We start from the raw sequence: 24,883 nt of genomic DNA, 5'->3' as shown, positions 1-24,883 counted from the left end.
CGCCGAAGCCGTGAGGTCGTCCTTGGCGTCGTCCGTTCGGAAGTTAGAGGCTGCCTTTGGTCGACGGAATCTGCCCCGCCGCCCGCTCGTCGAGCTCCACCGCCGCGCGCAGCGCCCGGCCGAAGGCCTTGAACACCGTCTCGAGCTGGTGGTGCGCGTTGATCCCGCGCAGGTTGTCGATGTGCAGCGTGACGCCCGCGTGGTTCACGAAACCGCGGAAGAACTCGATCGACAGGTCGACGTCGAACGTGCCGATCCGCGCGCGCGTGAACGGCACGTGGAATTCGAGGCCCGGCCGGCCCGAGAAGTCGATCACGACGCGCGACAGCGCCTCGTCGAGCGGCACGTACGAATGGCCGTAGCGGCGGATGCCCTTGCGGTCGCCGATCGCCTTCGCGACGGCCTGACCGAGCGTGATGCCGACATCCTCGACCGTGTGGTGATCGTCGATATGCGTGTCGCCATGCGCTTCGACCTCGAGATCGACCAGACCGTGTCGCGCGATCTGGTCGAGCATATGGTCGAGAAACGGCACGCCGGTGGCCAGCTTCTGCTGGCCGGTGCCGTCGAGATCGAGCTTCACACGGATCTGCGTTTCGCTGGTATTGCGAACGACTTCCGCCACACGCATGGCAATTCCTTGATTGAGTCTGATGTAAATGGGGATTGATCATCGCGCGCCGCCGCGCCCTGGGCTCAACCGGGCAGCGCGAGTTTCAAGGCGGCCAGCAGGCGGGCGTTTTCGTCGGGAGAACCGACGGTCAGCCGCACGCATTCGGCCAGTAATGGATGCATTTTACTCACGTTTTTGACCAGCACCCGCTCGGTGAGCAGCGCATCGAACACGACGGCCGCGTCCGGCACACGTACCAGCAGGAAATTGCCGGCGCTCGGGAACACCGTCGCCCCGGGCAGCGCGGTCACCGCCTGCGCGAGGCGCGCGCGCTCCGCACGCAATTCGGCCGCCTGCGCGTCGAGCACGTCGAGGTGATCGAGCAGGAAATCGGCGGTCGCCTGGGTCAGCACGTTGATGTTGTACGGCGGGCGCACCTTGTCGAACTCGTTCAGCCACGCGGGCAAGCCGACGAGATAGCCGAGGCGGATGCCCGCGAGGCCGAGCTTCGACACCGTGCGCATCACGACGACGTTGTCGAACTCGGCGGCGCGCGGCAGCCACGAACGCTCGGCGAACGGCTGGTACGCCTCGTCGATCACGATCAGGCTGTGGCACGCGGCCGCGACGATCCGTTCGATGTCGGCATCGTCGTACAGCGTGCCGGTCGGGTTGTTCGGGTACGCGAGATAGACGATCGCCGGCCGGTGCTCGGCGATCGCCGCGAGCATCGCGTCGACGTCGAGCGTCAGGTCGGCCCGCAGCGGCACGCCGACGAATTCGAGCTGCGCGAACTTCGCCGACAGTTCGTACATCACGAAGCCCGGCACCGGTGCGAGCACCTTCGCGCCCGGCTGCGCGCACGCGACCGAGATCATGCTGATGATTTCGTCGGAACCGTTGCCGAGCAGCACGTCGCAGCCGGCCGGCACACGCATCGCGTGGCGCAGCTTGTCGAGCAGCGCGGCCGGGCGCGGCGCCGGGTAGCGGTTCAGCGCGACCTGCGCGAGCCGCTCGCCGAGCGCCGCGGCGAGCGGCGCCGGCAGCGGATACGGGTTCTCCATCGCGTCGAGCTTCACGAACCCGCTCGCGTCCGGCACCGGATAGCTGGTCATCGCGAGCACGTCGCGGCGGATGATGTCTTGTGGCGTCGTCATGGTCTCAAGCCGGCGTGCGTCGCGCCGGCGTCAAAGGGTCGGCAGGGCGGCGGCTGCCGCCCTGCACTCGTCTCCTGCCCCGCTCCAAAAATGCGCGGTCAGCCCTTCATCCGGAACTCGGCGCTCCTTGCGTGCGCCTGCAGTCCTTCGCCGTAAGCGAGCTCGGACGCGATCTCGCCGAGCGTCTGCGCGCCTTCCGCGCTGACCTCGATCAGGCTCGAGCGCTTGATGAAGTCGTACACGCCGAGCGGCGACGAGAAGCGCGCGGTGCGCGATGTCGGCAGCACGTGGTTCGGGCCCGCGCAGTAGTCGCCGAGGCTCTCGCTCGTGTAGCGGCCGAGGAAGATCGCGCCCGCGTGGCGGATCTGCTGGCCCCATTGCTGCGGCTCCAGCGCCGAAATTTCGAGGTGTTCCGGCGCGATGTCGTTGGCGATCCGGCACGCCTCGGCCATGTCGCGCACCTTGATCAGCGCGCCGCGGCCCTCGAGCGACGCGCGGATCACGTCCTGGCGCGGCATCGTCGGCAGCAGCTCGTCGATCGCCTTTTCGACGCGATCGAGGAACGCACCGTCCGGGCACAGCAGGATCGACTGCGCGAGTTCGTCGTGCTCGGCCTGCGAGAACAGGTCCATCGCGACCCAGTTCGGATCGGTCGTGCCGTCGCACAGCACGAGGATTTCCGACGGCCCGGCGATCATGTCGATGCCGACCGTGCCGAACACGCGGCGCTTCGCCGACGCGACGTACGCGTTGCCGGGGCCGCAGATCTTGTCGACGGCCGGCACCGTCTCGGTGCCGTATGCGAGCGCGCCGACCGCCTGCGCGCCGCCGATCGTGAACACGCGATCGACGCCGCCGAGCAGCGCTGCGGCCAGCACGAGGTCGTTCTTCACGCCGTCCGGCGTCGGCACGACCATCACGATCTCGCCGACCCCCGCGACGCGCGCGGGAATCGCGTTCATCAGCACCGACGACGGATACGCGGCCTTGCCGCCCGGCACGTACAGGCCGACGCGGTCGAGCGGCGTGACCTTCTGGCCGAGCACCGTGCCGTCGCTTTCCGTGTACTGCCAGCTATGCGTGCCGCACTCGATCTTCTGCTTCTCGTGGTACGCGCGCACCCGCGCCGCGGCCGCTTCCAGCGCCGCGCGCGCCTTCGGCGCGAGGCCGTCGAGCGCCGTCTGCAGCGCGTCCTGCGGCAATTCGAGCGCGGCGACGCTGTTCGCGCTCAGCCGGTCGAAGCGGTTCGTGTACTCGAGCACCGCGGCGTCGCCGCGCGACTTCACGTCGGCGAGGATCTTCGCGACCGATTGCTCGATCGCTTCGTCTTCGCTCGCCTCGAACGCGAGCACGGCGCGCAGCGCGGCGCCGAAGCCTTCGTTCGTCGAATCGAGCTTGCGGATGGTGATGGACATGGGAGTTCCGTTACGGTGATGCGCTCAACCGCCATTCTGCGACGCGCGTTCGAACGCGTCGAGGATCGGCTTGAGCGCCGCGCGCTTCAGCTTCAGCGCGGCCTGGTTCACGACGAGGCGCGACGAGATCGCCATGATCTCCTCGACCTCGACCAGATTGTTCGCCTTCAGCGTGCCGCCCGAGCTGACGAGGTCGACGATCGCGTCGGCCAGCCCGACCAGCGGCGCGAGCTCCATCGAGCCGTACAGCTTGATCAGGTCGACGTGCACGCCCTTCGCGGCAAAGTGTTCGCGCGCCGTTTCGACGTATTTGGTCGCGACCCGCAGGCGCGCGCCCTGGCGCACTGCGTTCGCGTAGTCGAAGCCGGCCGGCACGGCCACCGACATCCGGCAGCGCGCAATGTTCAGATCGATCGGCTGGTACAGGCCCGAGCCGCCGTGCTCGACCAGCACGTCCTTGCCGGCCACGCCGAAATCGGCCGCGCCGTATTCGACGTAGGTCGGCACGTCGCTCGCGCGCACGATGATCACGCGCAGGTTCGGATCGGTCGTCGGCAGGATCAGCTTGCGCGACGTTTCCGGGTCCTCGGCCACCTGCACGCCGGCGGCGGCCAGCAGCGGCAGGGTTTCCTCGAAAATCCGGCCCTTCGACAGGGCGAGGGTCAGCGGCGCGGTCATGCTTGGCTCCCGGAGAGGCGGCGCACGTTCGCGCCGACGGCGGTCAGTTTGGCTTCCATGCGGTCGTAGCCGCGGTCCAGGTGATAGATGCGGTCGACGAGCGTTTCGCCGTCGGCGCGCAGCCCGGCGATCACGAGGCTCGCCGACGCACGCAGGTCGGTCGCCATCACGTTCGCGCCCGACAGCTTGTCGACGCCCGTCACGAGCGCCGTGTTGCCGTCGATCGTGATGTTCGCGCCGAGCCGGTTCAGCTCCTGCACATGCATGAAGCGGTTCTCGAAAATGGTCTCGACGACCTGCGCGGTGCCCGTCGCAACCGTATTGAGGGCCATGAACTGCGCCTGCATGTCGGTCGGGAACGCCGGGTATTCCGACGTGCGGATCGTCACCGCCGACGGGCGGCGATCCATCTTCACGCGCAGCCAGCTGTCGCCTTCCTCGATCGACACGCCGGCTTCGCGCAGCTTGTCGATCACCGCGTCGAGGATGTGCGGGCGCACGCCCGTCAGCATCACGTCGCCGCCGGCCGCCGCGACCGCGCACAGGAACGTGCCGGCCTCGATCCGGTCGGGGATCACCGAATGACGCGCGCCGTGCAGCCGCTCGACGCCCTGGATCACGAGGCGATCGGTGCCGATGCCGTCGATTTTCGCGCCCATCGCGACCAGCAAGTGTGCGAGATCGCTCACTTCCGGCTCGCGCGCGGCGTTTTCGATCACCGTCTCGCCGTCGGCGAGCGTCGCGGCCATCAGCAGGTTTTCCGTGCCCGTCACCGTGATCATGTCGGTCACGATGCGCGCGCCCTTCAGGCGCTTCGCGCGCGCCTCGATGAAGCCGTGCTCGATGCTGATCTCGGCGCCCATCGCCTGCAGGCCCTTGATGTGCTGGTCGACCGGTCGCGCGCCGATCGCGCAGCCGCCCGGCAGCGACACCTTCGCCTCGCCGAAACGCGCGAGCAGCGGTCCGAGCACGAGGATCGACGCGCGCATCGTCTTCACGAGCTCGTACGGCGCGACGAGGTTGTCGACGCGCGACGCGTCGAGCTGCACGCGGCAGCCGTCGGTCTCGCTCTTCACGCCCATCTGGTTCAGCACCTTCAGCGTCGTGCGCACGTCCTTCAGGTTCGGCACGTTGTCGAGATCGACCGGGTCGGCGGTGAGCAGTCCCGCGCACAGGATCGGCAGCGCGGCGTTCTTCGCGCCCGACACGACGATCTCGCCGGACAGGCGGCGACCGCCTTCGATCGCGAGTTTGTCCATCCCCTGTCCCTGCGATTCCCCGTTGGCGGCCGGGTGTGCCGTGGCGACGCTCTGGACGGCGTCGCGCTCGTTGACGGTGACTTGCACTCAGTGATTTCCGTTTATGCGTTCTGCCATTCGGCGGGCGTCAGCGTCTTCATGCTGAGCGCGTGAATTTCCTGCTTCATGCGATCGCCGAGCGCCGCATAGACGAGCTGGTGCCGCTGGATCGGCCGCTTGCCTTCGAAGGCCGCCGACACGATCGTCGCGAAGAAATGCTGGCCGTCGCCTTCGACTTCCAGATGCGTGCAGGCGAGACCGCCGGCGATGTATTGCTTGACCTGTTCGGGAGTCGGCAACATGGTGTAAGGCTCCTGTGGCGCGCGCCGCCCTGGGCGGCCGCGGCCTGACGATATCAATGACGCAGTTTGTAGCCGGTCGCGAGCAGCCGCATCGCGATCAGCGCGAGCAGCACGAAGAAACCGGTGACGATCGCGAGGCTCGCGAACGGGTTGATGTCGGACGCGCCGAAGAACCCGAAACGGAAGCCGTCGATCATGTAGAAAAACGGGTTGAGACGCGACACTTCGCGCCACACGGGCGGCAGCGAGTGCGTCGAATAGAACACGCCGGACAGGAACGTCAGCGGCATGATCAGGAAGTTCTGGAACGCGGCGAGCTGGTCGAACTTCTCGGCCCAGATCCCGGCGATCAGGCCGAGCGTGCCGAGGATCGCCGAGCCGAGCAGCGCGAACGCAATGATGAACAGCGGCGCCGCGAAGTGCATCGGGATAAACCAGATCGTCACGACGAACACGCCGGTGCCGACCGCGAGCCCGCGCACCACGGACGCGAGCACGTACGCGCCGAAGATGTCGCGGTACGACAGCGGCGGCAGCAGCATGAACACGAGGTTGCCGGTGATCTTCGACTGGATCAGCGACGACGAGCTGTTCGCGAACGCGTTCTGCAGCACGCTCATCATCACGAGGCCCGGCACGAGAAAGCTCACGTACTCGACGCCCGGATAGACCTCGACGCGGCCCGACAGCGCGTGGCCGAAGATCGTCAGGTACAGCAGCGCGGTGACGATCGGCGCGAGCACCGTCTGGAACGACACCTTCCAGAAACGCAGCAGTTCCTTGTAGAACAGCGTGCGAAACCCGCTTCCCGGCACGCGCCGGGCCGTCCCCTCGGACGTCAGCGAACGCAGTTCGCGTGGGGAGTGTTGATTCATGCCAGCCCCTCGATCACCTCGGCCCCGTTCATCACCTGGACGAACACATCCTCGAGGTCGGCCTTGCGGACCTCGATCTCGTCGAACGTGCAACCGGCCGCGCGGCATTGCGCGAGGATGCGTTCGACCTCGTCGTAGCTCCCGAGACGCAGCAGGTGCTCGCCCGGCGCGCGCGCGGCCGGATCGGTCTCCAGCCCGCGCAGCTCGGCCGGCAGCGCACCGGTCGCGAACCGCAGGTACAGTTGCAGGCCCGCGAACCGGCGCAGCAGCGCGTCGGTGCGGTCGAGCGCGACGACTTCGCCCCGGCGCAGCATCGCGATGCGGTCGCACAGCGACTCGGCTTCCTCGAGGTAATGGGTGGTCAGCACGATCGTGTGACCCTCGCGGTTCAGGCGCGAGATGAATTTCCACAGCGTCTGGCGCAATTCGACGTCGACGCCGGCGGTCGGCTCGTCGAGCACGATCACCGGCGGCCGGTGCACGAGCGCCTGCGCGACGAGCACGCGGCGCTTCATCCCGCCCGACAGCGCGCGCATGTTCGCGTCGGCTTTCTCGGTGAGATCGAGATTGGCCATCACTTCATCGATCCAGTCGTCGTTGCGGCGCAGCCCGAAGTAGCCGGACTGGATCCGCAGCGTCTCGCGGACGGTGAAGAACGGGTCGAAAACGAGTTCCTGCGGCACGACGCCGAGCGCGCGGCGCGCATTGCGGAAGTCCTGGACGACGTCGTGACCGCGCACCGAGATACTGCCTTCGTCGGCCCGGGCGAGCCCGGCGAGGATACTGATGAGCGTGGTCTTGCCTGCGCCGTTGGGGCCGAGCAGACCGAAAAACTCGCCTTCCTCGACCGACAGGCTGACGCCCTTGAGCGCCTGAAGCGACTTGTAGCGCTTCTTGACGTGACGGATTTCTATGGCTGACATGACTGTGCGCGACGCCAGGGCCGCGACGCCTATTCTGTGCTTGCTGCGAAAGAAAATGGGGGCCGGACGCCGATTGGCTGCCCCGCAAAACGCTTGATTATAGGGCAAACCGGCTGGGGGAGCCGGCGCCGAGGGCGCGCGGCCTGAAGCATGCGCGCGCCGGCTGGCGCGGCAGGCTTCGGTCGGACAGGATCAATGTCGCCCGGTGCCTTCGATGAGCGCGTCGACGCCGTAGGCGTGCGCGAGGCTGGCGAGCTTCGGAGGGAGATTGAGGATGTCGAGGGTCGCGCCGCGCGCTTTGGCGGCACGTTGCCATGCGAGCAGCACGGCGAGCGCGGACGAGTCGAACTGCGTCAGCGCCGCGCAATCGACGGCGGTTGCGCCCGCACCGATGCGCGCAAGACCGGCCGCGAGCGCGGACTTCGCGCTCGCGACGGTCAGCGAGGAGCCGGCTTCGAAGCCGCTCACGACGCTTGCTTGCCGGCGGCAAGTTGCTGGTTGCGCTGCGTCAGGAACTGGATCAGCCCTTCCACGCCGCTTTGCTGGATCTTCTCGTTGAACTGCTGCTGGTAGGTCTGGATCAGCCATGCGCCGAGCACGTTCAGGTCATACACCTTCCAGCCGTTCGCCGTCTTGTACAGGCGGTAATCGATCTGGACCGGCTGGCCGTTGTTCATCGCGACCGTCTTGACCACGACGTCGGTATCGGCCGGATCCGCACGGAACGGCGGGTACTGGATCTGCTGGTCCGGCTTCAGCTGCGCGAGCGCGCCCGAATACGTGCGGATCAGCAGCAGCTTGAACTGCTCCTGAACCTGCTGTTGCTGCTCGGCCGTCGCCGTGCGCCAGTTGCGGCCCATCGCGAGCTGCGTGGTGCGGCGGAAATCGGTGTACGGCAGGATGTCCTTGTTGACGATCGAGATGATGCGGTTGGTGTCGCCCTGCTTGATCGTCTGCTGCTTGACTTCGTCGAGCACCTGCTGCGTCGCCGTCTTGATCAGCGCCTGCGGGTTCGACTGGTCGACTTGCGCGTGAGCTGCGCTGCCGAACGAGAACAGCGCCGCGAAAACGGGGATCAGGAACAGTTTTTTCATCATAGTGGCCTGCATGAATGAGTCGATGCGAAGGTTGGAGCAGGTAGCTTACGCGCAAGTTCGCGTACGCTACCGACTGAATCGTTTCCGGCTGTAACGAATGTAAGTCCGTCAGTGCAGCCGGATGCTCGGGAACCGGAACCCGCCCGGCGACGGCGGCGCCACCTGCATCGCCGGCACGTTCGTCTCGCTGGCCGGGTTCGGCGATTCGGCCGTGCCCGACGCCGGCGCAGCAACCGCCGCGCCCGATGCGCCCGCCGGCGCCGCACCGCCCACCGCCGCCGCACCCGCGGTACCGGCCGCGCCGGCTGCCGCCGGTGCCGCGCCGTCTTCCGGCAGGTCGTACTGCGGCAGCGCGTCGTTGTTCGACGTTACGGCGGCCTCGCCGCGGGCGTTGCTGATCAGCGCCTGACGGCGCTGCAGGTACGCGTTGCGCACGAACGAATACTTGTCGAGCGCCGCGGCGTCCAGCACGTCGCCCGCGCCGAGCAGGTTCGCACGCGTGTTGACGAGGTTCACGCCGAACAGGCCCCAGCTCAGGCCATCCGGCTTCACGTAGGTAAGCGGGTTGCCGACGTAGTCGACGCCGAGGCCGGCCGTGTCACGCAGCGTGCTCGGGCCGAGCAGCGGCAGCACGAGATACGGGCCCGACGGCATGCCGTAGCGGCCCATCGTGATCCCGAAGTCGGCCGTGTGCTTCGGCAGCTTCGCGATCGTCGCGACGTCGAACAGACCGCCGACGCCGAACACCGTGTTGATCACGACGCGCATGATGTCGCCGACGCCGTCCGCGATGCGCAGCTGCACGATGTTGTTCGCCGCGATGTAGACGTCGCCGATGTTCGAGAAGAAGTTCGTCACGCTGTCGCGCACCGGCTGCGGCACCACGTACTGGTAGCCCTTCGCGACCGGTTTCAGCGCGTACGTGTCGACCGTGTCGTTGAACTTGTACATCGTCCGGTTGAAGCCTTCGAGCGGATCGCCCTTGGTCGGCGTCTGCACGGTCGCGCAGCCGCTCAACGCGGCGACTGCCGCTACCGCCAGCGCGGCGCGCCTGATGCGGATCGTGTGCATGGTCATTACCCTCTTGTTTTCTCTCGTGTGGTTATTGGCCGGCTGAACCGGACACCGCCGACGCCGGCACCGCCACCGGCGCAGGCGCGGCCGGCGCGGCCGATGCGCCGGCTGCCGGCTTCGCACCGCCCGCATCGGCGGCCTTGCTGTACAGGAACTGGCCGATCAGGTTCTCGAGCACGATCGCCGATTGCGTCATCGTGATCGTATCGCCCGCCTTCAGCATTTCGGTGTCGCCGCCCGGATCGAGGCCGATATATTGCTCGCCGAGCAGGCCCGACGTCAGGATCTTCGCCGACGAATCCTTCGGGAATTGGTACTGGCCGTCGACGTCGATCGTGACGAGCGCCTGGTACGTGTTCGTGTCGAAGCCGATCGACTTCACGCGGCCGACCACGACGCCGGCGCTCTTCACGGCCGCGCGCGGCTTCAGCCCGCCGATATTGTCGAATTTCATTCTCACCGAGTAGGTCGGCTGAAACGACAGCGAGCTCATGTTGCCGACCTTCAGCGCCAGGAACAGCACCGCAAGGAAGCCCACCACCACGAACAGGCCGACCCAGAAGTCGAGAGCAGTCTTTTTCATCGTCATCCCAAAATTTGGCTTGGCTGAGGCTTAGCTGAACATCAGCGCGGTCAGCAGGAAATCGAGGCCGAGTACGGCGAGCGACGCGAACACGACCGTCTTGGTGGTCGCGCGCGACACGCCCTCGGGCGTGGGCTTCGCTTCATACCCCTGGTACAGCGCAATGAAGGTCACGGCGAAGCCGAACACGATGCTCTTGATCACGCCGTTGCCGACGTCGGCCCAGACCTGGACCCCGCCCTGCATCTGCGACCAGAACGCGCCCGGATCGACGCCGATCAGCACGACGCCGACGAAATAACCGCCGAGCACGCCGACCGCGTTGAAGATCGCGGCCAGCAGCGGCATCGCGATGATGCCCGCCCACATGCGCGGCGCGATCACGTTCTTGATCGGGTCGACCGCCATCATCTCGAGCGCGGTGAGCTGCTCGCCGGCCTTCATCAGGCCGATCTCGGCCGTGAGCGACGTGCCCGCGCGGCCCGCGAACAGCAGCGCGGTGACGACCGGCCCGAGCTCGCGCACGAGCGACAGCGCGACCAGCAGGCCGAGCGCCTGCTCGGAACCGTAGCGGTTCAGCGTGTAATAGCCCTGCAGCCCGAGCACGAAGCCGACGAACAGCCCCGACACGGCGATGATCACGAACGAATAGTTGCCGAGGAAGTGGATCTGCTTCGTGACCAGCCGCGGCCGGCGCAGCAGCGGGAAGAATTCCAGCACGAGGCGCACGAACAGGCGCGTGCCGTAGCCCGCACGCTCGAGGCCGCCGATGACGTAACGTCCGATCGCGCTGATCATGCGCGCCCTCCGCCGAGCCCGAAATCCGCCGCGAGCGGCGGGCTCGTGTAATGAAATTTGAACGGGCCGTCCGGCGCGCCGTCGATGAATTGCCGCACGCTCGGATCGGTCGACGCGCGCAGCTCGTCGGGCGTACCCTGCGCGAGTACGCCGCCATTGGCCAGAAAATACACGTAATCGGCGATCGCGAACGATTCCGGCACGTCGTGCGTGACGAGGATCGACGTCGCGCCGAGCGCCTGGTTCAGCGTGCGGATCAGGTTCGCGGTGATGCCGAGCGAGATCGGATCGAGGCCCGCGAACGGCTCGTCGTACATGATGAGCTGCGGATCGAGCGCGATCGCGCGTGCCAGCGCGATGCGGCGCGCCATCCCGCCCGACACCTCGGACGGCATCAGGTCGCGCGCGCCGCGCAGCCCGACCGCGTTGAGCTTCATCAGCACGAGGTCGCGGATCAGGTCTTCGGGCAGATCGGTATGTTCGCGCAGCGCGAACGCGACGTTCTCGAACACCGACATGTCGGTAAACAACGCGCCGAACTGGAACAGCATGCCCATCTTGCGGCGCAACGCATACAGCCCGTCGCGCGTTTGCGCGCCGACATCGGCGCCGTCGAACAGCACCTGGCCGCGGCGTGCGCGCACGAGGCCGCCGATCAGGCGCAGCACGGTGGTCTTGCCGCAACCCGAGCCGCCCATGACCGCGACGACCTGCCCGCGCCCGAAGCGCAGGTTCAGGTTGGACAGGACGAGGCGGTCGCCGTAGCCAAAGTCGACGTCGCGAAGTTCCAGCAGGGTCTCGGTAGGAGTGGGGCTCACGGAGCTGACAGTCCTTTTACGCAGAACGCCGAATTATAGGGCCTGCATTGGAATGATGTCGTGACGCCGTTCCGGGCCCTCCGGTCAACGATTGTCAAATTGTCCGGCAAAGCACTGCTGCAGTGCAATAAGCGCCGTCCGATAGTCGGCCGCGCCCGTGACCGCGCTGACCACCGCGACGCTGCCGACGCCCGTCGCCAGCACGGCCGGCAGCGGGTCGAGCCCCACCCCGCCGATCGCGACCAGCGGCGCCCGCGCGCCGGCGAAGCGCGCGTAGCGGGCAATCCGCGCCAAACCCTGCGGCGGCGCGGCGACGGCCTTGGTCGCGGTCGCGTACACGGGGCCGAGCGCGAGGTAGCTCGGCCGTTCGTGCAGCGCCCGCAACATCTCGTAATAACCGTGGCTCGACAGTCCGAGCCGCAGGCCCGCGCGCGCGATCGCGGCCAGATCGGCCGTTTCGAGGTCCTCCTGACCGAGATGTACCCCGTACGCCCCCTCTTCTGCGGCGATCTGCCAGTGATCGTTGATGAACACGCGCGCATCGGGATAGCGGCGCCCGGCCGCGACCGCGCGCGCGATTTCTTGACGGAGTGCGTCCGGCGTCGCATCTTTCACGCGCAATTGCACGGTTCGCGCGCCGCCATCGAGCACGCGTTCGACCCATTCGGCGCTCGGCACGACCGGATAGAGGCCGAGTTGCGCGGGGCACGGCGGGAACGCCGGCTCCGGCGCGGGCGGCAGCCCGGCGACGCGCGGGAATCGCTCGGCATCGACCGGCCATGCGTCGGCGGCGTGCGTCTCGTCGCCGTCGCGCCACGCCAGCGCGAGAACCAGCGCGTCGACCGGTGCGAAGCCGCAATCGAGGAATGCGGCAAGCGCCGCGATCCAGTCGTCCGCGAGCGGATGCGCGGCGTCCAGCGCGTAGCGCACGCCCGCCGCATGCAGCACGGCGCTGCGCTCGTCGAATTCGATCGCCACCGCATCGGGCGACGCTGGCCGCGACACGGCCGACGCACGCGCCTGCGCGGCGCGATCGCCGGCCGACACGATCAGCACGTCGCCATCGGCCGGCACGTCGGGCGCCGCCACGCAGAGCCGCCACGGCGCCGCGCCGTCCGGCCAGTCGCCGAGCCGCGCGCGAATCCGCTCGGCCGCTTCGGCCAGCTCGTCGGCCGGCGGCCAGAACGCATCGGCGAAGCGCGCGCTCATGCGCCGCCTCCGTCCTGGTGCCAGAACGGCATCCCGACGACCGGCGTGCTCGCGTGCGCGGTTTCGCGCGCATCCATCGGGCCGGCGAGATACGCGGCACGGCCGGCCTCGACGCCCTGCGCAAACGCGCGCGCCATGATCTCCGGGTGCGTCGCCTGCGACACGGCCGTATTCAGCAGCACGCCGTCGAAACCCCACTCCATCACCTGGCACGCGTGCGACGGCACGCCGAGCCCCGCGTCGACGATCAGCGGCACGTCCGGCAGCCGTTCGCGCAGCACGCGCAGGCCGTACGGATTCACGACGCCCTTGCCGGTGCCGATCGGCGCGCCCCACGGCATTAGCGCCTCACAGCCGACGTCGAGCAGGCGCCGGCCGATCACGAGATCCTCGGTGCAGTACGGCAGCACCTTGAACCCGTCCTTGACCAGTTGCGCGGCGGCATCGATCAGCCCGACCGGGTCGGGCTGCAGCGTGTAGTCGTCGCCGATCAGCTCGAGCTTGATCCAGTCGGTGCCGAAGACCTCGCGCGCCATGTGCGCGGTGGTCACGGCTTCGGCGACGGTCTGGCAGCCGGCCGTGTTCGGCAGCAGCGGCACCGCGTGGCGCTTGAGCAGGTCGAAGAAGCCGGCTTCGGCCGTGCCGCCCGTCATCTGGCGGCGCAGCGCGACCGTCACCATCCCGGGGCGCGACGCGGCGATCGAATCGGACAGCGACTGCAGCGACGGATAGCGCGACGTGCCGAGCAGCACGCGGCTTGCGAAGGTTTCGCCGTACAGCGTCAGCGTGTCGGCGGAGGTGGGGGACGTCATGTCGTTTTCCTGGAAGAGCGGGGACGAACCGGCGGCGCTCAGCCGCCCGCGACGGGGTGCACGACGTCGAGCCGGTCGCCCGCCGCGAGCGCGCGCGCCGCATGCTGCGTACGCGCGACGAAATTGCCGTTCAGCGCCACCGCGTACGGCGGACGCGCGCCGTACGCGGCGAGCGCGTCGGCCACCGTCGCGCCGTCGGGCAACGTCAGGGTCTGTTGATTGATCTGGATATCCATGAGGCTGGGTCGAATTCGGTCGGCGGCGCGCGTCAGGCCGGCTGGTGCGCGTCGTTGCGGTGATGGAGAAGCGTCGGCCAGCGCGCGGTGGCGCGCCATGCGGCAAATGCGTCGGGATCGCCGAGCGTGCCGCCGAGCGCGGCCTGCGCGCACGCGACGGCCGCCTGCGCGACTTCCGGCGCGATCATGAAGCCGTGCCGGTACAGGCCGTTGACGGCGAGCGTCGACGCGCCGTCCCAGATCACCGCCGGACGATGATCGGGCAGCGTCGGCCGGCACTGCGCGTTGAGTTCGAGGATGCGCGCCTCGCCGAACGCCGGATGCACGGAGAACGCCGCGCTCAGCAGTTCGAGCGCGGAACGCACGCTCACGGGCGACATGTCCTCGCCCTCCACCTCGGTCGCGCCGATCACATAGAGATCGTCCTGCTTCGGTGCGATGTACAGCGGGTAGCGCGGATGCAGCAGCCGCACGGGCCGCGTGAGCCCGATGCCGGGCGCGCGCACGCGCGCGACTTCGCCGCGGATGCCGCGCAACGCAGGCAGCGCGGGTTTCGCGCCGAGCCCGCGACAATCGATCGTGACATGCGCGGCGGGCAGGTTCGCGTCGTCGACCGCCGCGTGCCAGTGCAGCGCGACGCCGCGTTCGGCGAGGCCCGCGGCGAGCGCGCGCAGCGCCTGGCGGTTGTCGAGCTGGCCTTCGCGCGGCAGCATCAGCCCGCGCGCGAAGCGGCCCGCGAGCGCGGGTTCGGCCGCGTCGACCTGCGCACCGGCCAGCGTCACGAAACCGCCGTCGAACAACTCGGCCGGCGCGTTCGCGCGCACGCGCCGCTCGAACAGCGGCGCCTCCGCGCGGTCCGCGTGATGCCAGACGACGAGCGTGCCGCGATGCTGGAAGAAGACGGGTTCGGGCAGTTCCGCGAGCCACTGCGGCCAGCGCGCGAGCGACGCGGCGCCGAGCTCGGTGATCAGCAGCTCCGCGCTCGCCGCTTCCGCGAGCGGCGCGAGCATCGCGGCCGCGATCCACGCGGCCGACTGCTCGCCGTCCGGCCCGCCGCGCTCGTAGAGCGCGACGCGATGCCCGTCACCCGCGAGCCGCCACGCGATCAGGCGGCCGGCGAGGCCGCCGCCGAGTACCGCGAAATCGGGTCGTGCATCCCGGACGTTCATCGCGCGCCCTCCGCGCGGTCACGCGCGACGAGCGTCGACGTGCACGCGCCACCGCATGCGAACGCACGCGACATCGGGCCGGGAGCCATGCAAAAGACTGAAGATTGTGCGGTCATCATTCCTTCCGTAACGCGCAATGCGCGTACCCAAAAGGACGAAACCGGCAGCAAAGGCCGGCCGGGCGGGACTCGGGCGCTGACCATGTGGGATGGCGGCCAGCGCGGCCCGGCGGGATCAGAAACTTCCCTCGCCGGTATTACCCGGATCGGGTGCGAAGGGTCTTTCTCAGCCTCGCCGCGCTGCCCGGAACATCTGCCGGCCGCGCCACGAAGCACCCCTGTTTCGTCGTCGGCCATTAGACCATAAAAGCGGAAAGCGCCGCAAACTGTCCCCCTTGCGGCAAATTCGCCGGCGCGCCGCGCCGCTCTGGCACAATGCCCGCAGGCCGGCCGCGCGAGCGGCCGGTTGCCGCGTCACCGCCGGTTTTTAAGTGCCGTTTAAGACGCACGGGCGACCATCCGGACGCCCGCCGTCCGTCGGCGCCGCGCCCCGGCATGCCGTATCGCGGCGCGCGCCCGGTTTCGCCCGGCCCGCGCGCCGGCTCATCATCAGGAAGCACATGACCCAATCGATCGATCCCGTCCGCTCCGCCTCCGACGCGCCGCAGGACGAGCGCCCGGTATCCGCATGGAGCCTCATCAAGCCCTACTGGGTATCGTCCGAATGGAAAATCGCGTGGGGGTTGCTGGTCACGATCATCGCGATCAACCTCTGCGTGGTCTGGATCAACGTCAAGCTGAACAAGTGGAACGCGCAGTTCTACAACGCGCTGCAGTCGAAGGACGTCCACGACTTCCCGAACCTGCTGATGCAGTTCTCCGCGCTCGCGTTCGGCTTCATCATCCTCGCCGTCTACGGCCGCTACCTGCGCCAGATGCTCGGCTTCCGCTGGCGCCAGTGGCTCACCGACCGCTTTCTCGGCCAGTGGCTCGGCGATCGCGCGTTCTACCGGATCGAGCGTGACCGCCTCGCCGACAACCCCGACCAGCGGATCACCGACGACCTCCAGTCGTTCGCGACCACGACGCTCGCGCTGTCGCTCGACCTGCTGTCGACGGTCGTCACGCTCGTGTCGTTCATCACGATCCTGTGGTCGCTCGCCGGCGCGCTGACGTTCACGCTCGGCGCGACGCCGATCGCGATTCCCGGCTACATGGTGTGGGCGGCCGCGCTGTACGCGGTGATCGGCTCGCTGATCATCCAGAAGGTCGGTCATCCGCTCGTGTCGATCAACTACCAGCAGCAGCGCGTCGAGGCCGATTTCCGCTTCGGGCTGATCCGCGTGCGCGAGAACGCCGAGCAGATCGCGTTCTACGACGGCGAGAAGACCGAGGCCGGCAACGCGCAGAGCCTCTTCATGCGCATCCGCGACAACTGGTGGCGCGTGATGAAGTACACGAAGCGGCTCACGTTCGTGCTGAGCTTCTACGGGCAGATCGCGATCATCTTCCCGCTCGTCGTCGCCGCGCCGCGCTACTTTGCCGGTGCGTTCTCGTTCGGCGTGCTGATGCAGATCTCGTCCGCGTTCGGCACCGTCAGCGATTCGTTCTCGTGGTTCATCAACAGCTACTCGACCCTCGTCGAATGGCGCGCCACCGTCAACCGTCTGCGCGAATTCAAGCGCGTGATGGGCACGTCGCACCTGAAGGAAAGCCTGTCGCCCGCGACCGAGCACGGCGGCATCAACCTGCACTACATCGACGCCGCGAAGCTGTCCACGTCGTCGCTCAAGCTCGCGCTGCCGAACGGCAACGCGCTCGCGAACATCGGCGACGTCACGATCGAGCCCGGCTCGCGCTGGCTCGTGGTCGGCAAGTCCGGTTCCGGCAAGAGCACGTTCATGCGCGCGCTCGCGGGGCTGTGGCCGTTCGGCGACGGCGCGATCGACGCGCCGGTCGGTGCGCGGATGATGTTCGTGCCGCAAACCAGCTATTTGCCGATCGGCACGCTGAAGGCCGCGCTCACCTACCCGGCGACGCCCGACACGTTCAGCGATGAAGCATGCCGCGATGCGCTGCGCGCGTGCCGTCTCGAGGATTACGTCGAGCGCCTCGACGAAACCGCGCACTGGACCCGCGTGCTGTCGCCGGGCGAACAGCAGCGTCTGGCCGGCGCGCGCGTGCTGCTGCACAAGCCCGACTTCCTGTTCCTCGACGAGGCGACCAGCGCGCTCGACGCCGACAACGAAGCCCGCCTCTATCACCTGTTCGCCGAACGGCTGCCGAAGGCCGCGATCGTCAGCATCGCGCACCGCGAATCGCTGGCCGCGTTCCACGTCGGCACGATCAACGTCGAGCGCGTGAGCAGCGACGACAAGGTCGCCGCGTGAACGCACGCGCCGCGCACGTCGCCCGGATCGCGCTGATCACCGGCGCGGGGTCGGGGATCGGCGCGGCGCTCGCGCGGCGGCTCGCGGCGCCCGGCGTCGCGCTGGCGCTGCATGCGCGCGGCGCGGACGATGCGGCACGCGCGCGGCTCGCAGCAGTCGCCCAGGCGTGCACGGCGGCCGGCGCGGAATGCGTGACGTTGACCGGCGATCTCGCTGAGCCCGGCGTGGCTGCCACGCTCGTCGATGCCGTCGCCACCCGCTTCGGCGGGCTCGACCAGCTCGTCGCGAACGCCGGCTTCGCCGCGCGGCAATCCTTTTCCGAACTCTCGGCGGATGCGCTCGCGTCCGCGTTCGCGGCGATGCCCGGTGCGTTCTCCGCGCTCGCGGGCCGCGCGCGGCCGCTGCTCGAAGCATCGATCGCGCCGCGGATCGTCGCGGTCAGTTCGTTCGTCGCGCACCGCTACCGCGCCGATGCGCCGTTCGCGGCGACCGCCGCCGCGAAAGCCGCGCTCGAATCGCTGGTGCGTACCGCCGCCGCCGAATTCGCCGCGCGCGGCATCACCGTCAATGCGGTCGCGCCGGGCTTCACGCGCAAGGACCACGGCCCGAGCGCCGGCAACGCCGCGGCCTGGGCGCAGGCCGAACAGGCGACGCCGCTCGGCCGGATCGCCGAACCCGACGACGTCGCCGCGCTGATCGCGTTCCTGCTGTCGGACGCGGCGCGACAGATCACCGGCCAGGTCATCCACGTCGACGGCGGCCTGACGCTCTGATGCGTCGCCCCGTCTGCCTGCCGTTCCGCACGAACCTGCATCCGCCTTTTTGGCGTGCGCGAGCGCGCCCGTAAAATAACCGCGACGCGGCAGCGCGGGACGAGACAAGACGAGAGGGGGCGACAAGCATGCAGGCATTCCAGTGGTTCAACGAATTGTCGACGCGCGAGCGCCGGACGCTGTACGCCGGATTCGGCGGCTATGCGGTCGACGCGTTCGACTTCATGATCTATTCGTTCCTGATTCCGACGCTGATCGCCACCTGGGGCATGACGAAGAGCGAGGCCGGGATGATCGCGACCAGTTCGCTGATCTCGTCGGCGATCGGCGGCTGGGTCGCCGGCATCCTCGCCGACCGCTACGGCCGCGTGCGCATGCTGCAGTGGACGATCGCGACGTTCGCGCTGTTCACGTGCCTGTCCGGCTTCACGCATTCGTTCTGGCAGTTGCTCGCGACGCGCACGCTGCAGGGTTTCGGCTTCGGCGGCGAATGGTCGGTCGTGACGATCATGATGGCCGAGACGATCCGCTCGCCCGAGCATCGCGCGAAGGCCGTCGGCACCGTGCAGAGCAGCTGGTCGTTCGGCTGGGGCGCGGCCGCGATCCTTTACTGGGCGTTCTTCGCGCTGCTGCCCGAGCAGATCGCGTGGCGCGCGTGCTTCTGGATCGGCATCGTGCCCGCCCTGTGGATCCTGTACATCCGCCGCAACGTCAGCGATCCCGACATCTATACGGCCACCCGCCGCGCGCGCGACGAAGGCCGCGTGTCGGGCCACTTCCTCGAGATCTTCTCGCCGCCGCACCTGCGCGCGACGCTGTTCGGCAGCGCGCTGTGCACCGGCATGCTCGGCGGCTACTACGCGATCACGACGTGGCTGCCCACCTATCTGAAAACCGTGCGCCATCTGTCGGTGTTCAACACGAGCGGCTATCTGGTCGTGCTGATCGTCGGTTCGTTCGTCGGCTACGTGGTCGGCGCGATGCTCTCTGACCGGCTCGGCCGCCGTGCGTCGTTCATCCTGTTCGCGGTCGGCTCGTTCTCGCTCGGCATGGCGTACACGATGCTGCCGATCACCGATACCGCGATGCTGCTGCTCGGCTTTCCGCTCGGCATCGTCGTGCAGGGCATCTTCGCGGGCGTCGGCGCGTATCTGTCGGAGCTGTATCCGGGCGCGATCCGCGGCTCGGGCCAGGGCTTCTGCTACAACCTCGGCCGCGGGCTCGGCTCGTTCTTCCCGATCCTCGTCGGCGCGCTGTCGCAATCGATGTCGCTCGTGAAGGCGATCGGCCTCGTCGCGGGCGGCGGCTACCTGCTCGTGATCGTCGCGGCGCTCGTGCTGCCGGAAACGCGCGGCAAGTCGCTCGCCGACGATCCGGCCATCGCGTCGTGAGCCACCGCCCCGTTCCGGACACCGCATGCACGTGATCGTTCTCGGCGCCGGCGTGATCGGCGTCACCACCGCCTGGCACCTGCGCGAAGCAGGCTGCGACGTCACCGTGATCGAACGCGAGGCCGACGTCGCGCAAGCGACGAGCCTCGGCAACGCGGGCGTGATCGCGCCCGGCTACGTGACGCCGTGGGCCGCGCCCGGGATGCCCGGCAAGATCCTCAAGTACCTGTTCAAGCCTGCGTCGCCGCTGATCTTCCGGCCGACGCTCGACGCCGCGCAGTGGCGCTGGATCGCGCGCTGGCTGCGCGAATGCGAATTCGAGCGGTTCCGCGTGAACAAGCAGCGGATGCAGCGCATCGCGTATTACAGCCGCGCGTGCCTGCATGCGTTTCGCGACCGTTATCCGTTCGACTACGGCGCGAGCCGCGGCTACCTGCAACTGCTGCGCAGCGCGTTCGACGTCGAGATGGTGCAGCCCGCGCTGAAGGTGCTGCGCGATGCCGGCATCGCGTTTCGCGAACTCGACGCGGCCGGCTGCACCGCGATCGAGCCAGGCCTGCGCTGGGCGCGGCAGGCGCCCGTCGGCGGCATCTACCTGCCCGACGACGAAGCGGGCGACTGCGCACGCTTCACGCGAGAACTGCGGGCGCGGTGCGAAGCGAACGGCGTGACGTTCCGGTTTCGCACCGCGATTCGAGCGCTCGATGTCGCGGGCGGTGAGGTGCGCGGCGTGCGGATCGACTCGCTCGACGCGGGCGCCGCCGCCCGACGCGATGCGCTGCTCGCCGCCGATGCGATCGTCGTCGCACTCGGCGTCGACAGCGCGGGCCTGCTGCGACCGCTCGGCATCGACGTGCCGCTGTATCCGGTGAAGGGCTACTCGGCCACGCTCGCGGTCGTCGACGATGAAAAGGCCCCATGCGCCGCGCTGATGGACGAATCGCTGAAGACGGCGATCACGCGCTTCGGCCCGACGCTGCGCGTCGCCGGCACCGCGGAGCTCGGCAACCGCCACGCGGCGCTGCGGCAGCAGGCGCTCGACACGCTGATGAAGGTGCTCGACGACTGGTTCCCGCATGCGGCCGATCGCGCGTCGGCGCGTTTCTGGGTCGGCCGCCGGCCGATGACGCCCGACGGACCGCCACTGCTCGGCGCGAGCGGCATCGACGGCCTCTGGCTCAACGTCGGCCACGGCTCGACGGGCTGGGCCATGTCGATGGGTTCGGGAAAGGTGGTCGCGGATCTCGTCACCGGGCGCGCGCCGGAGATCGATCTGGCGGGCCTGACGCTCGCGCGCTACGACCGCTAGGGCCGCGCCAGGGACAGGCTTGCGGACGCGCCCTACGCGCCGACGCTGTCGTCCGCACGCGCGATCGGCACCGACACGATCGGCCGGTGCGACACGCCTTCATGCGACAGCCGGCTTTCGAACAGCGTCAGCGCTTCGACACGCACGTCGACGGGCCGCCCCGGCGCGCCGCCGTGCGCGGGCTGGCCGACCGCATCGTGCGGCAACCGCGCGAGCGTCACGTGCGGCCGGAACGGCCGGCGGTCGGCCGGCACGCCGAGTTCGCGCAGCAGCGCGGCCAGTCCCGCATTCAACGCGACGCACGCAGCATCGACCGCGAGTTCCGCGACGATCAGCCTCGCGCGCGGCAGGCTCGGCCACCACGCGATCCGCTCGACCGGCATCGGCGGCAACGCATGCGCGGCCGCGAGCGCCGGCAGGTGCGCGGCCAGCGCGTCGCACCGTTCCCGCTCGATTGCGCCGATGAACGCGAGCGTCATGTGCAGTTGCGCGGGCGGCGGGCGCCGCGCGCCACGGGTGACCGGCAACGCGTGCAGCGCGTCGCGCGATGCCGCATCGGGCATCAGCGCGACGAACGCACGGAGCCGGTCGCCGTTCATGACTCGCGCACCGTCACGCGCACTTCGGCCACCGCGTCGGCCGACGGCGGACGCTGCGGCAGCGGGCCGTGCTCGCCCCACACGTCGGCCGGCAGCACGCGCGCGAGTTCGGGGATCGTGTTGCGCGTGAACACCGGATCGGCGACGCCGGCCGCGCGCTGGCGGCGATAGTCGGCCCATGCGGCGTGCGCGTACCTGCCGAGCGCGAGGATCGCGATCAGGTTGATGATCGCCATCAAGCCCATGCTCGTATCGGCCATCGCCCACACGAGCGGCAGTTGCCCGACGCTGCCGAACATCACCATGCCGAGCACGGCGATGCGGAACAGCGGCAGCACGCCGCGCCGCTTCGTGATGAATTCGACGTTGCCTTCCGCATACGCGTAGTTGCCGATCACCGACGAGAACGCGAGGAAGAAGATCGCGACGGCCATGTAGATGCCGCCCCAGTCACCGACGTGGCTCGAGATCGCGCGCTGCGTGAGCGCCGCGCCCTCCATCCCGGTGCCGAGTTCGTACTGGCCCGACAGCAGGATCACGAATGCGGTCGCGCTGCAGATCACGATCGTGTCGACGAACACGCCGAGCATCTGGATCAGCCCCTGCGTGACGGGATGGCGCGTGCTCGCGGTCGCGGCCGCGTTCGGCGCGCTGCCCATCCCCGCCTCGTTCGAGAACAGCCCGCGCTTCACGCCGATCGCGATCGCCTGGCTGACCGCGTAGCCGGTCAGGCCGCCGGCCGCCTGCTCGAGGCCGAACGCGCTCTTCACGATCAACGCGATCACGCCGGGCACCAGCGTGATGTGCGTCGCGACCGCGTAGACCGCGAGCGCGAGGTAGCCGATCGCCATCAGCGGCACGATCACCTGCGCGACCGTCGCGATGCGGCGGATGCCGCCGAAGATGATCGGCGCGGACAGCAGCACGAGACCGAGGCCGACCGTCTCGCGACGCCAGCCGAACGACGTATGGAATGCATCGGCAATCGCATTGGCCTGTACCGCGTTGAACACGAAGCCGAACGCGAGGATCAGCGACAGCGAGAACAGCACACCGAAGCCGCGCGAGCGCAGGCCCGTCTGGATGTAGTACGCGGGGCCGCCGCGATAGCTGCCGTCCGGGTGCGATACCTTGAAGATCTGCGCGAGCGTAGCCTCGACGAACGCGGACGACATCCCGACCAGCGCGGTCATCCACATCCAGAAGATCGCGCCCGGCCCGCCGACCGTCAGCGCGACCGCGACGCCGGCGATATTGCCGGTGCCGACGCGGCTCGCGAGCCCGGTCGCGAACGCCTGGAACGACGAGATGCTGCCCGGTTCGCCCTTGCTGCCGACCAGCTTCATGCTGAGGAACAGCGCCTTCAGCTGGATCATCCGGAACCGCAACGTGAACCACGCACCGGCGCCGAGCAGCAGCGCGATCAGCACGTAGTTCCACAACACGCCATTGACGGCGTCGATCAGCCCATGCACGAATGCTTCCATCCAGAGTCCTTGTAAATAGGGTCAGTCATGTGCGGCGACCGCGAACGCGGCCCGAGGGGCGACATGATATGACAGTTTTCAAGGATTATTACAAAACGAAAGGAATTGAGATGACGAAAAATCGAGGCCGAATGTCATCAGGTTAGACGACGCTTCGCGAAAATGCGGGGCGACGATGCGGCGCCGCTGCGGGCCCGGCCGACCGGTTCACGCTCGCCCGGCACCCGCCGGTGAGCGTCAGGGCGCTTCGAATGCTTGCGCCCCGACCATCCGGGCCGACGCCGCGGCAACGACATCGACCGCGCGCAGCCATAAAAAAACCGGGCGCCCTCTCGGACGCCCGGCTTTGGTCGAAACCCGCTCGCGCGATTCAGCTCAGCGCGGCAGTTCCGAATGGCCCATCAGGTACGCATCGACCGAGCGCGCGCACTGGCGGCCTTCGCGGATCGCCCACACCACGAGCGACTGGCCGCGACGCATGTCGCCTGCCGCGAACACCTTGTCGACCGACGTGTAGTACGAACGGTCGCCTTCGGTCGTCGCGCGTGCATTGCCGCGCGCATCCTTCGCGACGCCGAACGCGTCGAGCACCGGCGCGGCCGGCTGCGTGAAGCCCATCGCGAGCAGCACGAGATCGGCCTTCATCTCGAACTCGGAACCCGGCACTTCCTGCATCTTGCCGTCCTTCCACTCGACACGCACCGCGATCAGCTTCTCGACCTTGCCGTTCTTGCCTTCGAGACGCTTCGTCGCGACCGCCCAGTCACGCTCGCAGCCCTCCTCGTGCGACGACGACGTACGCAGCTTGATCGGCCAGTACGGCCACACGAGCGGCTTGTTTTCCTCTTCCGGCGGCTGCGGCAGCAGCTCGAACTGCGTGACCTGCTTCGCGCCGTGACGGTTCGACGTGCCGACGCAGTCCGAACCCGTATCGCCGCCGCCGATCACGATCACGTGCTTGCCCTTCGCGAGCAGCTGGTCGGCGAGCTTGTCGCCCGCGTTCACGCGGTTCTGCTGCGGCAGGAAGTCCATCGCGAAATGGACGCCCGCGAGCTCGCGGCCCGGTACCGGCAGGTCGCGCGGCGTTTCCGAACCGCCGGCGATCACGACCGCGTCGAATTCTTCCTTCAGCGTGTCCGGCGAGATGGTTTCCTTCGCGAGGCTGCCGATCGATTCGGGCAGCGGCTCCTTGCCGATGAACACGCTGGTACGGAACGTCACGCCTTCCGCTTCCATCTGGCGCATGCGGCGATCGATCAGCCACTTCTCGAGCTTGAAGTCGGGAATCCCGTAACGCAGCAGGCCGCCGATGCGGTCGTTCTTCTCGAACACCGTCACGTCGTGGCCCGCACGCGCGAGCTGCTGCGCGGCAGCGAGGCCCGCGGGGCCCGAACCGACGACCGCGACCTTCTTGCCCGTCTTGTGTTCGGCCGGCAGCGGCTTCACCCAGCCTTCCGCCCAGGCCTTGTCGATGATCGCGTGCTCGATCGACTTGATGCCGACCGGATCGTTGTTGATCCCGAGCGTGCAGGCCGCTTCGCACGGCGCCGGGCAGATGCGGCCCGTGAATTCCGGGAAGTTGTTGGTCGAGTGCAGGACTTCGATCGCCTGCTGCCAGTCCTGGCGGTAAACGAGATCGTTGAAGTCCGGGATGATGTTGTTGACCGGGCAGCCGTTGTTGCAGAACGGGATGCCGCAATCCATGCAGCGCGCGCCCTGGACCTTCGCGTCCGCGTCGGTCAGCGCCGCGACGAATTCCTTGTAGTGCTTCACGCGCGTGAGCGGTGCTTCGTACGCCTCGTGGCGGCGTTCGAACTCCAGAAAACCGGTTGCCTTGCCCATAAGGTGCTCTTCTGTTCGGTGTATCGGGTGGGGGAG

Annotated in this window: 25 protein-coding genes and 1 riboswitch; of the genes, 4 read left to right on the top strand and 21 right to left on the bottom strand. The window is 68.5% G+C overall.

Translation table 11 applies throughout. The features are described from left to right. Positions 1 to 43: 43 nt before the first annotated feature. The 18 genes from hisB to KU887_RS01970 form a co-directional block, all read right to left on the bottom strand. A complete protein-coding gene (gene hisB, locus KU887_RS02055; RefSeq protein ID WP_006477126.1) occupies positions 44 to 631 on the bottom strand; it encodes an imidazoleglycerol-phosphate dehydratase HisB in 588 nt (195 codons plus the stop codon). Between the two features lie 65 nt (positions 632 to 696). Then, the gene (gene hisC / locus KU887_RS02050) at positions 697 to 1,770 is read right to left on the bottom strand and encodes a histidinol-phosphate transaminase (protein ID WP_058902243.1); all 1,074 of its coding nucleotides are present in this window, start codon (positions 1,768 to 1,770) and stop codon (positions 697 to 699) included. Positions 1,771 to 1,868: 98 nt separating this feature from the next. After that, positions 1,869 to 3,185: a histidinol dehydrogenase gene (gene hisD / locus KU887_RS02045; RefSeq protein WP_006494431.1), complete on the bottom strand. Its 1,317-nt coding sequence runs from the start codon at positions 3,183 to 3,185 to the stop codon at positions 1,869 to 1,871. A 24-nt stretch (positions 3,186 to 3,209) separates the two neighbouring features. Continuing rightward, complete coding sequence (gene hisG / locus KU887_RS02040) at positions 3,210 to 3,863, bottom strand: ATP phosphoribosyltransferase (RefSeq protein WP_006477129.1); 654 nt, start codon at positions 3,861 to 3,863, stop codon at positions 3,210 to 3,212. Then, a complete protein-coding gene (gene murA / locus KU887_RS02035) occupies positions 3,860 to 5,209 on the bottom strand; it encodes a UDP-N-acetylglucosamine 1-carboxyvinyltransferase (protein ID WP_048986840.1) in 1,350 nt (449 codons plus the stop codon). The genes hisG and murA overlap by 4 nt, the downstream gene beginning before the upstream one ends. Before the next feature lie 14 nt (positions 5,210 to 5,223). Beyond that, on the bottom strand, positions 5,224 to 5,463 hold the full coding sequence (locus KU887_RS02030) for a BolA family protein (protein ID WP_006477131.1): 240 nt from the start codon (positions 5,461 to 5,463) through the stop codon (positions 5,224 to 5,226). A gap of 53 nt (positions 5,464 to 5,516) precedes the next feature. Then, positions 5,517 to 6,338, bottom strand: coding sequence for an ABC transporter permease (locus KU887_RS02025; protein ID WP_006485346.1), 822 nt, complete (start codon positions 6,336 to 6,338; stop codon positions 5,517 to 5,519). Continuing rightward, entirely contained in the window at positions 6,335 to 7,261 is a 927-nt protein-coding gene (locus KU887_RS02020; protein ID WP_006485348.1) for an ABC transporter ATP-binding protein, read from the bottom strand. Before KU887_RS02020 ends, KU887_RS02025 begins: the two co-directional genes overlap by 4 nt. A 192-nt stretch (positions 7,262 to 7,453) precedes the next feature. Then, positions 7,454 to 7,729 carry a lipid asymmetry maintenance protein MlaB gene (locus KU887_RS02015; protein ID WP_006485329.1) on the bottom strand — a complete coding sequence of 92 codons (276 nt, stop codon included), beginning with the start codon at positions 7,727 to 7,729 and terminating at the stop codon, positions 7,454 to 7,456. Continuing rightward, positions 7,726 to 8,355, bottom strand: coding sequence for a phospholipid-binding protein MlaC (locus KU887_RS02010; protein ID WP_012492305.1), 630 nt, complete (start codon positions 8,353 to 8,355; stop codon positions 7,726 to 7,728). The genes KU887_RS02015 and KU887_RS02010 overlap by 4 nt, the downstream gene beginning before the upstream one ends. A gap of 111 nt (positions 8,356 to 8,466) precedes the next feature. Continuing rightward, positions 8,467 to 9,429, bottom strand: coding sequence for a VacJ family lipoprotein (locus tag KU887_RS02005; RefSeq protein ID WP_258255521.1), 963 nt, complete (start codon positions 9,427 to 9,429; stop codon positions 8,467 to 8,469). 31 nt (positions 9,430 to 9,460) lie between these two features. Continuing rightward, positions 9,461 to 10,021, bottom strand: coding sequence for an outer membrane lipid asymmetry maintenance protein MlaD (gene mlaD / locus KU887_RS02000; protein ID WP_006486221.1), 561 nt, complete (start codon positions 10,019 to 10,021; stop codon positions 9,461 to 9,463). 24 nt (positions 10,022 to 10,045) lie between these two features. Next, positions 10,046 to 10,813 carry a lipid asymmetry maintenance ABC transporter permease subunit MlaE gene (gene mlaE / locus KU887_RS01995; RefSeq protein WP_006486220.1) on the bottom strand — a complete coding sequence of 256 codons (768 nt, stop codon included), beginning with the start codon at positions 10,811 to 10,813 and terminating at the stop codon, positions 10,046 to 10,048. Next, complete coding sequence (locus tag KU887_RS01990) at positions 10,810 to 11,631, bottom strand: ABC transporter ATP-binding protein (protein WP_006477138.1); 822 nt, start codon at positions 11,629 to 11,631, stop codon at positions 10,810 to 10,812. The genes mlaE and KU887_RS01990 overlap by 4 nt, the downstream gene beginning before the upstream one ends. A gap of 84 nt (positions 11,632 to 11,715) precedes the next feature. Continuing rightward, positions 11,716 to 12,840 (bottom strand): thiamine phosphate synthase, encoded by a 1,125-nt coding sequence (gene thiE, locus KU887_RS01985; RefSeq protein WP_258253869.1) that lies wholly within the window; start codon positions 12,838 to 12,840, stop codon positions 11,716 to 11,718. Beyond that, on the bottom strand, positions 12,837 to 13,652 hold the full coding sequence (locus tag KU887_RS01980; RefSeq protein WP_006488530.1) for a thiazole synthase: 816 nt from the start codon (positions 13,650 to 13,652) through the stop codon (positions 12,837 to 12,839). Before KU887_RS01980 ends, thiE begins: the two co-directional genes overlap by 4 nt. Positions 13,653 to 13,690: 38 nt before the next feature. Beyond that, positions 13,691 to 13,888, bottom strand: coding sequence for a sulfur carrier protein ThiS (gene thiS / locus KU887_RS01975; RefSeq protein ID WP_006488534.1), 198 nt, complete (start codon positions 13,886 to 13,888; stop codon positions 13,691 to 13,693). A 32-nt stretch (positions 13,889 to 13,920) separates the two neighbouring features. Further along, entirely contained in the window at positions 13,921 to 15,057 is a 1,137-nt protein-coding gene (locus KU887_RS01970) for an FAD-dependent oxidoreductase (protein WP_077055993.1), read from the bottom strand. 225 nt (positions 15,058 to 15,282) lie between these two features. After that, a riboswitch (TPP riboswitch) is annotated at positions 15,283 to 15,406 on the bottom strand. Between the two features lie 270 nt (positions 15,407 to 15,676). On the opposite strand from KU887_RS01970, the gene KU887_RS01965 reads away from it, so the two are divergent. The 4 genes from KU887_RS01965 to KU887_RS01950 all read left to right on the top strand — a co-directional run bounded on the left by KU887_RS01965 (position 15,677) and on the right by KU887_RS01950 (position 20,919). Continuing rightward, positions 15,677 to 17,446, top strand: a complete 1,770-nt coding sequence (locus tag KU887_RS01965) for an ABC transporter ATP-binding protein/permease (RefSeq protein WP_006488528.1) — start codon at positions 15,677 to 15,679, stop codon at positions 17,444 to 17,446. Continuing rightward, positions 17,443 to 18,219 (top strand): SDR family oxidoreductase, encoded by a 777-nt coding sequence (locus KU887_RS01960; protein WP_012492303.1) that lies wholly within the window; start codon positions 17,443 to 17,445, stop codon positions 18,217 to 18,219. The genes KU887_RS01965 and KU887_RS01960 overlap by 4 nt, the downstream gene beginning before the upstream one ends. Positions 18,220 to 18,347: 128 nt before the next feature. Beyond that, positions 18,348 to 19,610: an MFS transporter gene (locus tag KU887_RS01955; RefSeq protein WP_006482644.1), complete on the top strand. Its 1,263-nt coding sequence runs from the start codon at positions 18,348 to 18,350 to the stop codon at positions 19,608 to 19,610. 25 nt (positions 19,611 to 19,635) lie between these two features. Beyond that, positions 19,636 to 20,919, top strand: coding sequence for a D-amino acid dehydrogenase (locus KU887_RS01950; protein WP_006482643.1), 1,284 nt, complete (start codon positions 19,636 to 19,638; stop codon positions 20,917 to 20,919). Between the two features lie 32 nt (positions 20,920 to 20,951). Here KU887_RS01950 and thpR read toward each other — a convergent pair whose 3' ends face one another. From thpR to KU887_RS01935, 3 genes are all read right to left on the bottom strand, one after another. After that, positions 20,952 to 21,518: an RNA 2',3'-cyclic phosphodiesterase gene (thpR, locus tag KU887_RS01945; protein WP_048986853.1), complete on the bottom strand. Its 567-nt coding sequence runs from the start codon at positions 21,516 to 21,518 to the stop codon at positions 20,952 to 20,954. Continuing rightward, positions 21,515 to 23,005: a sodium:alanine symporter family protein gene (locus KU887_RS01940; RefSeq protein WP_006490627.1), complete on the bottom strand. Its 1,491-nt coding sequence runs from the start codon at positions 23,003 to 23,005 to the stop codon at positions 21,515 to 21,517. The genes thpR and KU887_RS01940 overlap by 4 nt, the downstream gene beginning before the upstream one ends. Positions 23,006 to 23,380: 375 nt before the next feature. Continuing rightward, entirely contained in the window at positions 23,381 to 24,847 is a 1,467-nt protein-coding gene (locus tag KU887_RS01935) for a glutamate synthase subunit beta (protein WP_060214769.1), read from the bottom strand. Positions 24,848 to 24,883 lie beyond the last annotated feature (36 nt).

It is taken from the genome of Burkholderia sp. EMB26, assembly GCF_024730645.1.
GTDB classification, from domain to species: Bacteria; Pseudomonadota; Gammaproteobacteria; order Burkholderiales; family Burkholderiaceae; genus Burkholderia; species Burkholderia cenocepacia.
This window is presented reverse-complemented; position numbering and strand designations above follow the sequence as displayed.

Coding starts and splice junctions, on each gene's coding strand:
- KU887_RS02030 (WP_006477131.1), bottom strand. CDS start 5,463: ATGTTGCCGACTCCCGAACAGGTCAAGCAATACATCGCCGGCGGTCTC.
- KU887_RS01935 (WP_060214769.1), bottom strand. CDS start 24,847: ATGGGCAAGGCAACCGGTTTTCTGGAGTTCGAACGCCGCCACGAGGCG.
- KU887_RS02010 (WP_012492305.1), bottom strand. CDS start 8,355: ATGAAAAAACTGTTCCTGATCCCCGTTTTCGCGGCGCTGTTCTCGTTC.
- KU887_RS01940 (WP_006490627.1), bottom strand. CDS start 23,005: ATGGAAGCATTCGTGCATGGGCTGATCGACGCCGTCAATGGCGTGTTG.
- KU887_RS01980 (WP_006488530.1), bottom strand. CDS start 13,652: ATGACGTCCCCCACCTCCGCCGACACGCTGACGCTGTACGGCGAAACC.
- mlaD (WP_006486221.1), bottom strand. CDS start 10,021: ATGACGATGAAAAAGACTGCTCTCGACTTCTGGGTCGGCCTGTTCGTG.
- hisC (WP_058902243.1), bottom strand. CDS start 1,770: ATGACGACGCCACAAGACATCATCCGCCGCGACGTGCTCGCGATGACC.
- thiE (WP_258253869.1), bottom strand. CDS start 12,840: ATGAGCGCGCGCTTCGCCGATGCGTTCTGGCCGCCGGCCGACGAGCTG.
- KU887_RS01965 (WP_006488528.1), top strand. CDS start 15,677: ATGACCCAATCGATCGATCCCGTCCGCTCCGCCTCCGACGCGCCGCAG.
- KU887_RS01950 (WP_006482643.1), top strand. CDS start 19,636: ATGCACGTGATCGTTCTCGGCGCCGGCGTGATCGGCGTCACCACCGCC.
- mlaE (WP_006486220.1), bottom strand. CDS start 10,813: ATGATCAGCGCGATCGGACGTTACGTCATCGGCGGCCTCGAGCGTGCG.
- thpR (WP_048986853.1), bottom strand. CDS start 21,518: ATGAACGGCGACCGGCTCCGTGCGTTCGTCGCGCTGATGCCCGATGCG.
- thiS (WP_006488534.1), bottom strand. CDS start 13,888: ATGGATATCCAGATCAATCAACAGACCCTGACGTTGCCCGACGGCGCG.
- KU887_RS02005 (WP_258255521.1), bottom strand. CDS start 9,429: ATGCACACGATCCGCATCAGGCGCGCCGCGCTGGCGGTAGCGGCAGTC.
- KU887_RS02025 (WP_006485346.1), bottom strand. CDS start 6,338: ATGAATCAACACTCCCCACGCGAACTGCGTTCGCTGACGTCCGAGGGG.
- hisD (WP_006494431.1), bottom strand. CDS start 3,185: ATGTCCATCACCATCCGCAAGCTCGATTCGACGAACGAAGGCTTCGGC.
- KU887_RS01970 (WP_077055993.1), bottom strand. CDS start 15,057: ATGAACGTCCGGGATGCACGACCCGATTTCGCGGTACTCGGCGGCGGC.
- hisB (WP_006477126.1), bottom strand. CDS start 631: ATGCGTGTGGCGGAAGTCGTTCGCAATACCAGCGAAACGCAGATCCGT.
- hisG (WP_006477129.1), bottom strand. CDS start 3,863: ATGACCGCGCCGCTGACCCTCGCCCTGTCGAAGGGCCGGATTTTCGAG.
- KU887_RS02020 (WP_006485348.1), bottom strand. CDS start 7,261: ATGTCAGCCATAGAAATCCGTCACGTCAAGAAGCGCTACAAGTCGCTT.
- KU887_RS01955 (WP_006482644.1), top strand. CDS start 18,348: ATGCAGGCATTCCAGTGGTTCAACGAATTGTCGACGCGCGAGCGCCGG.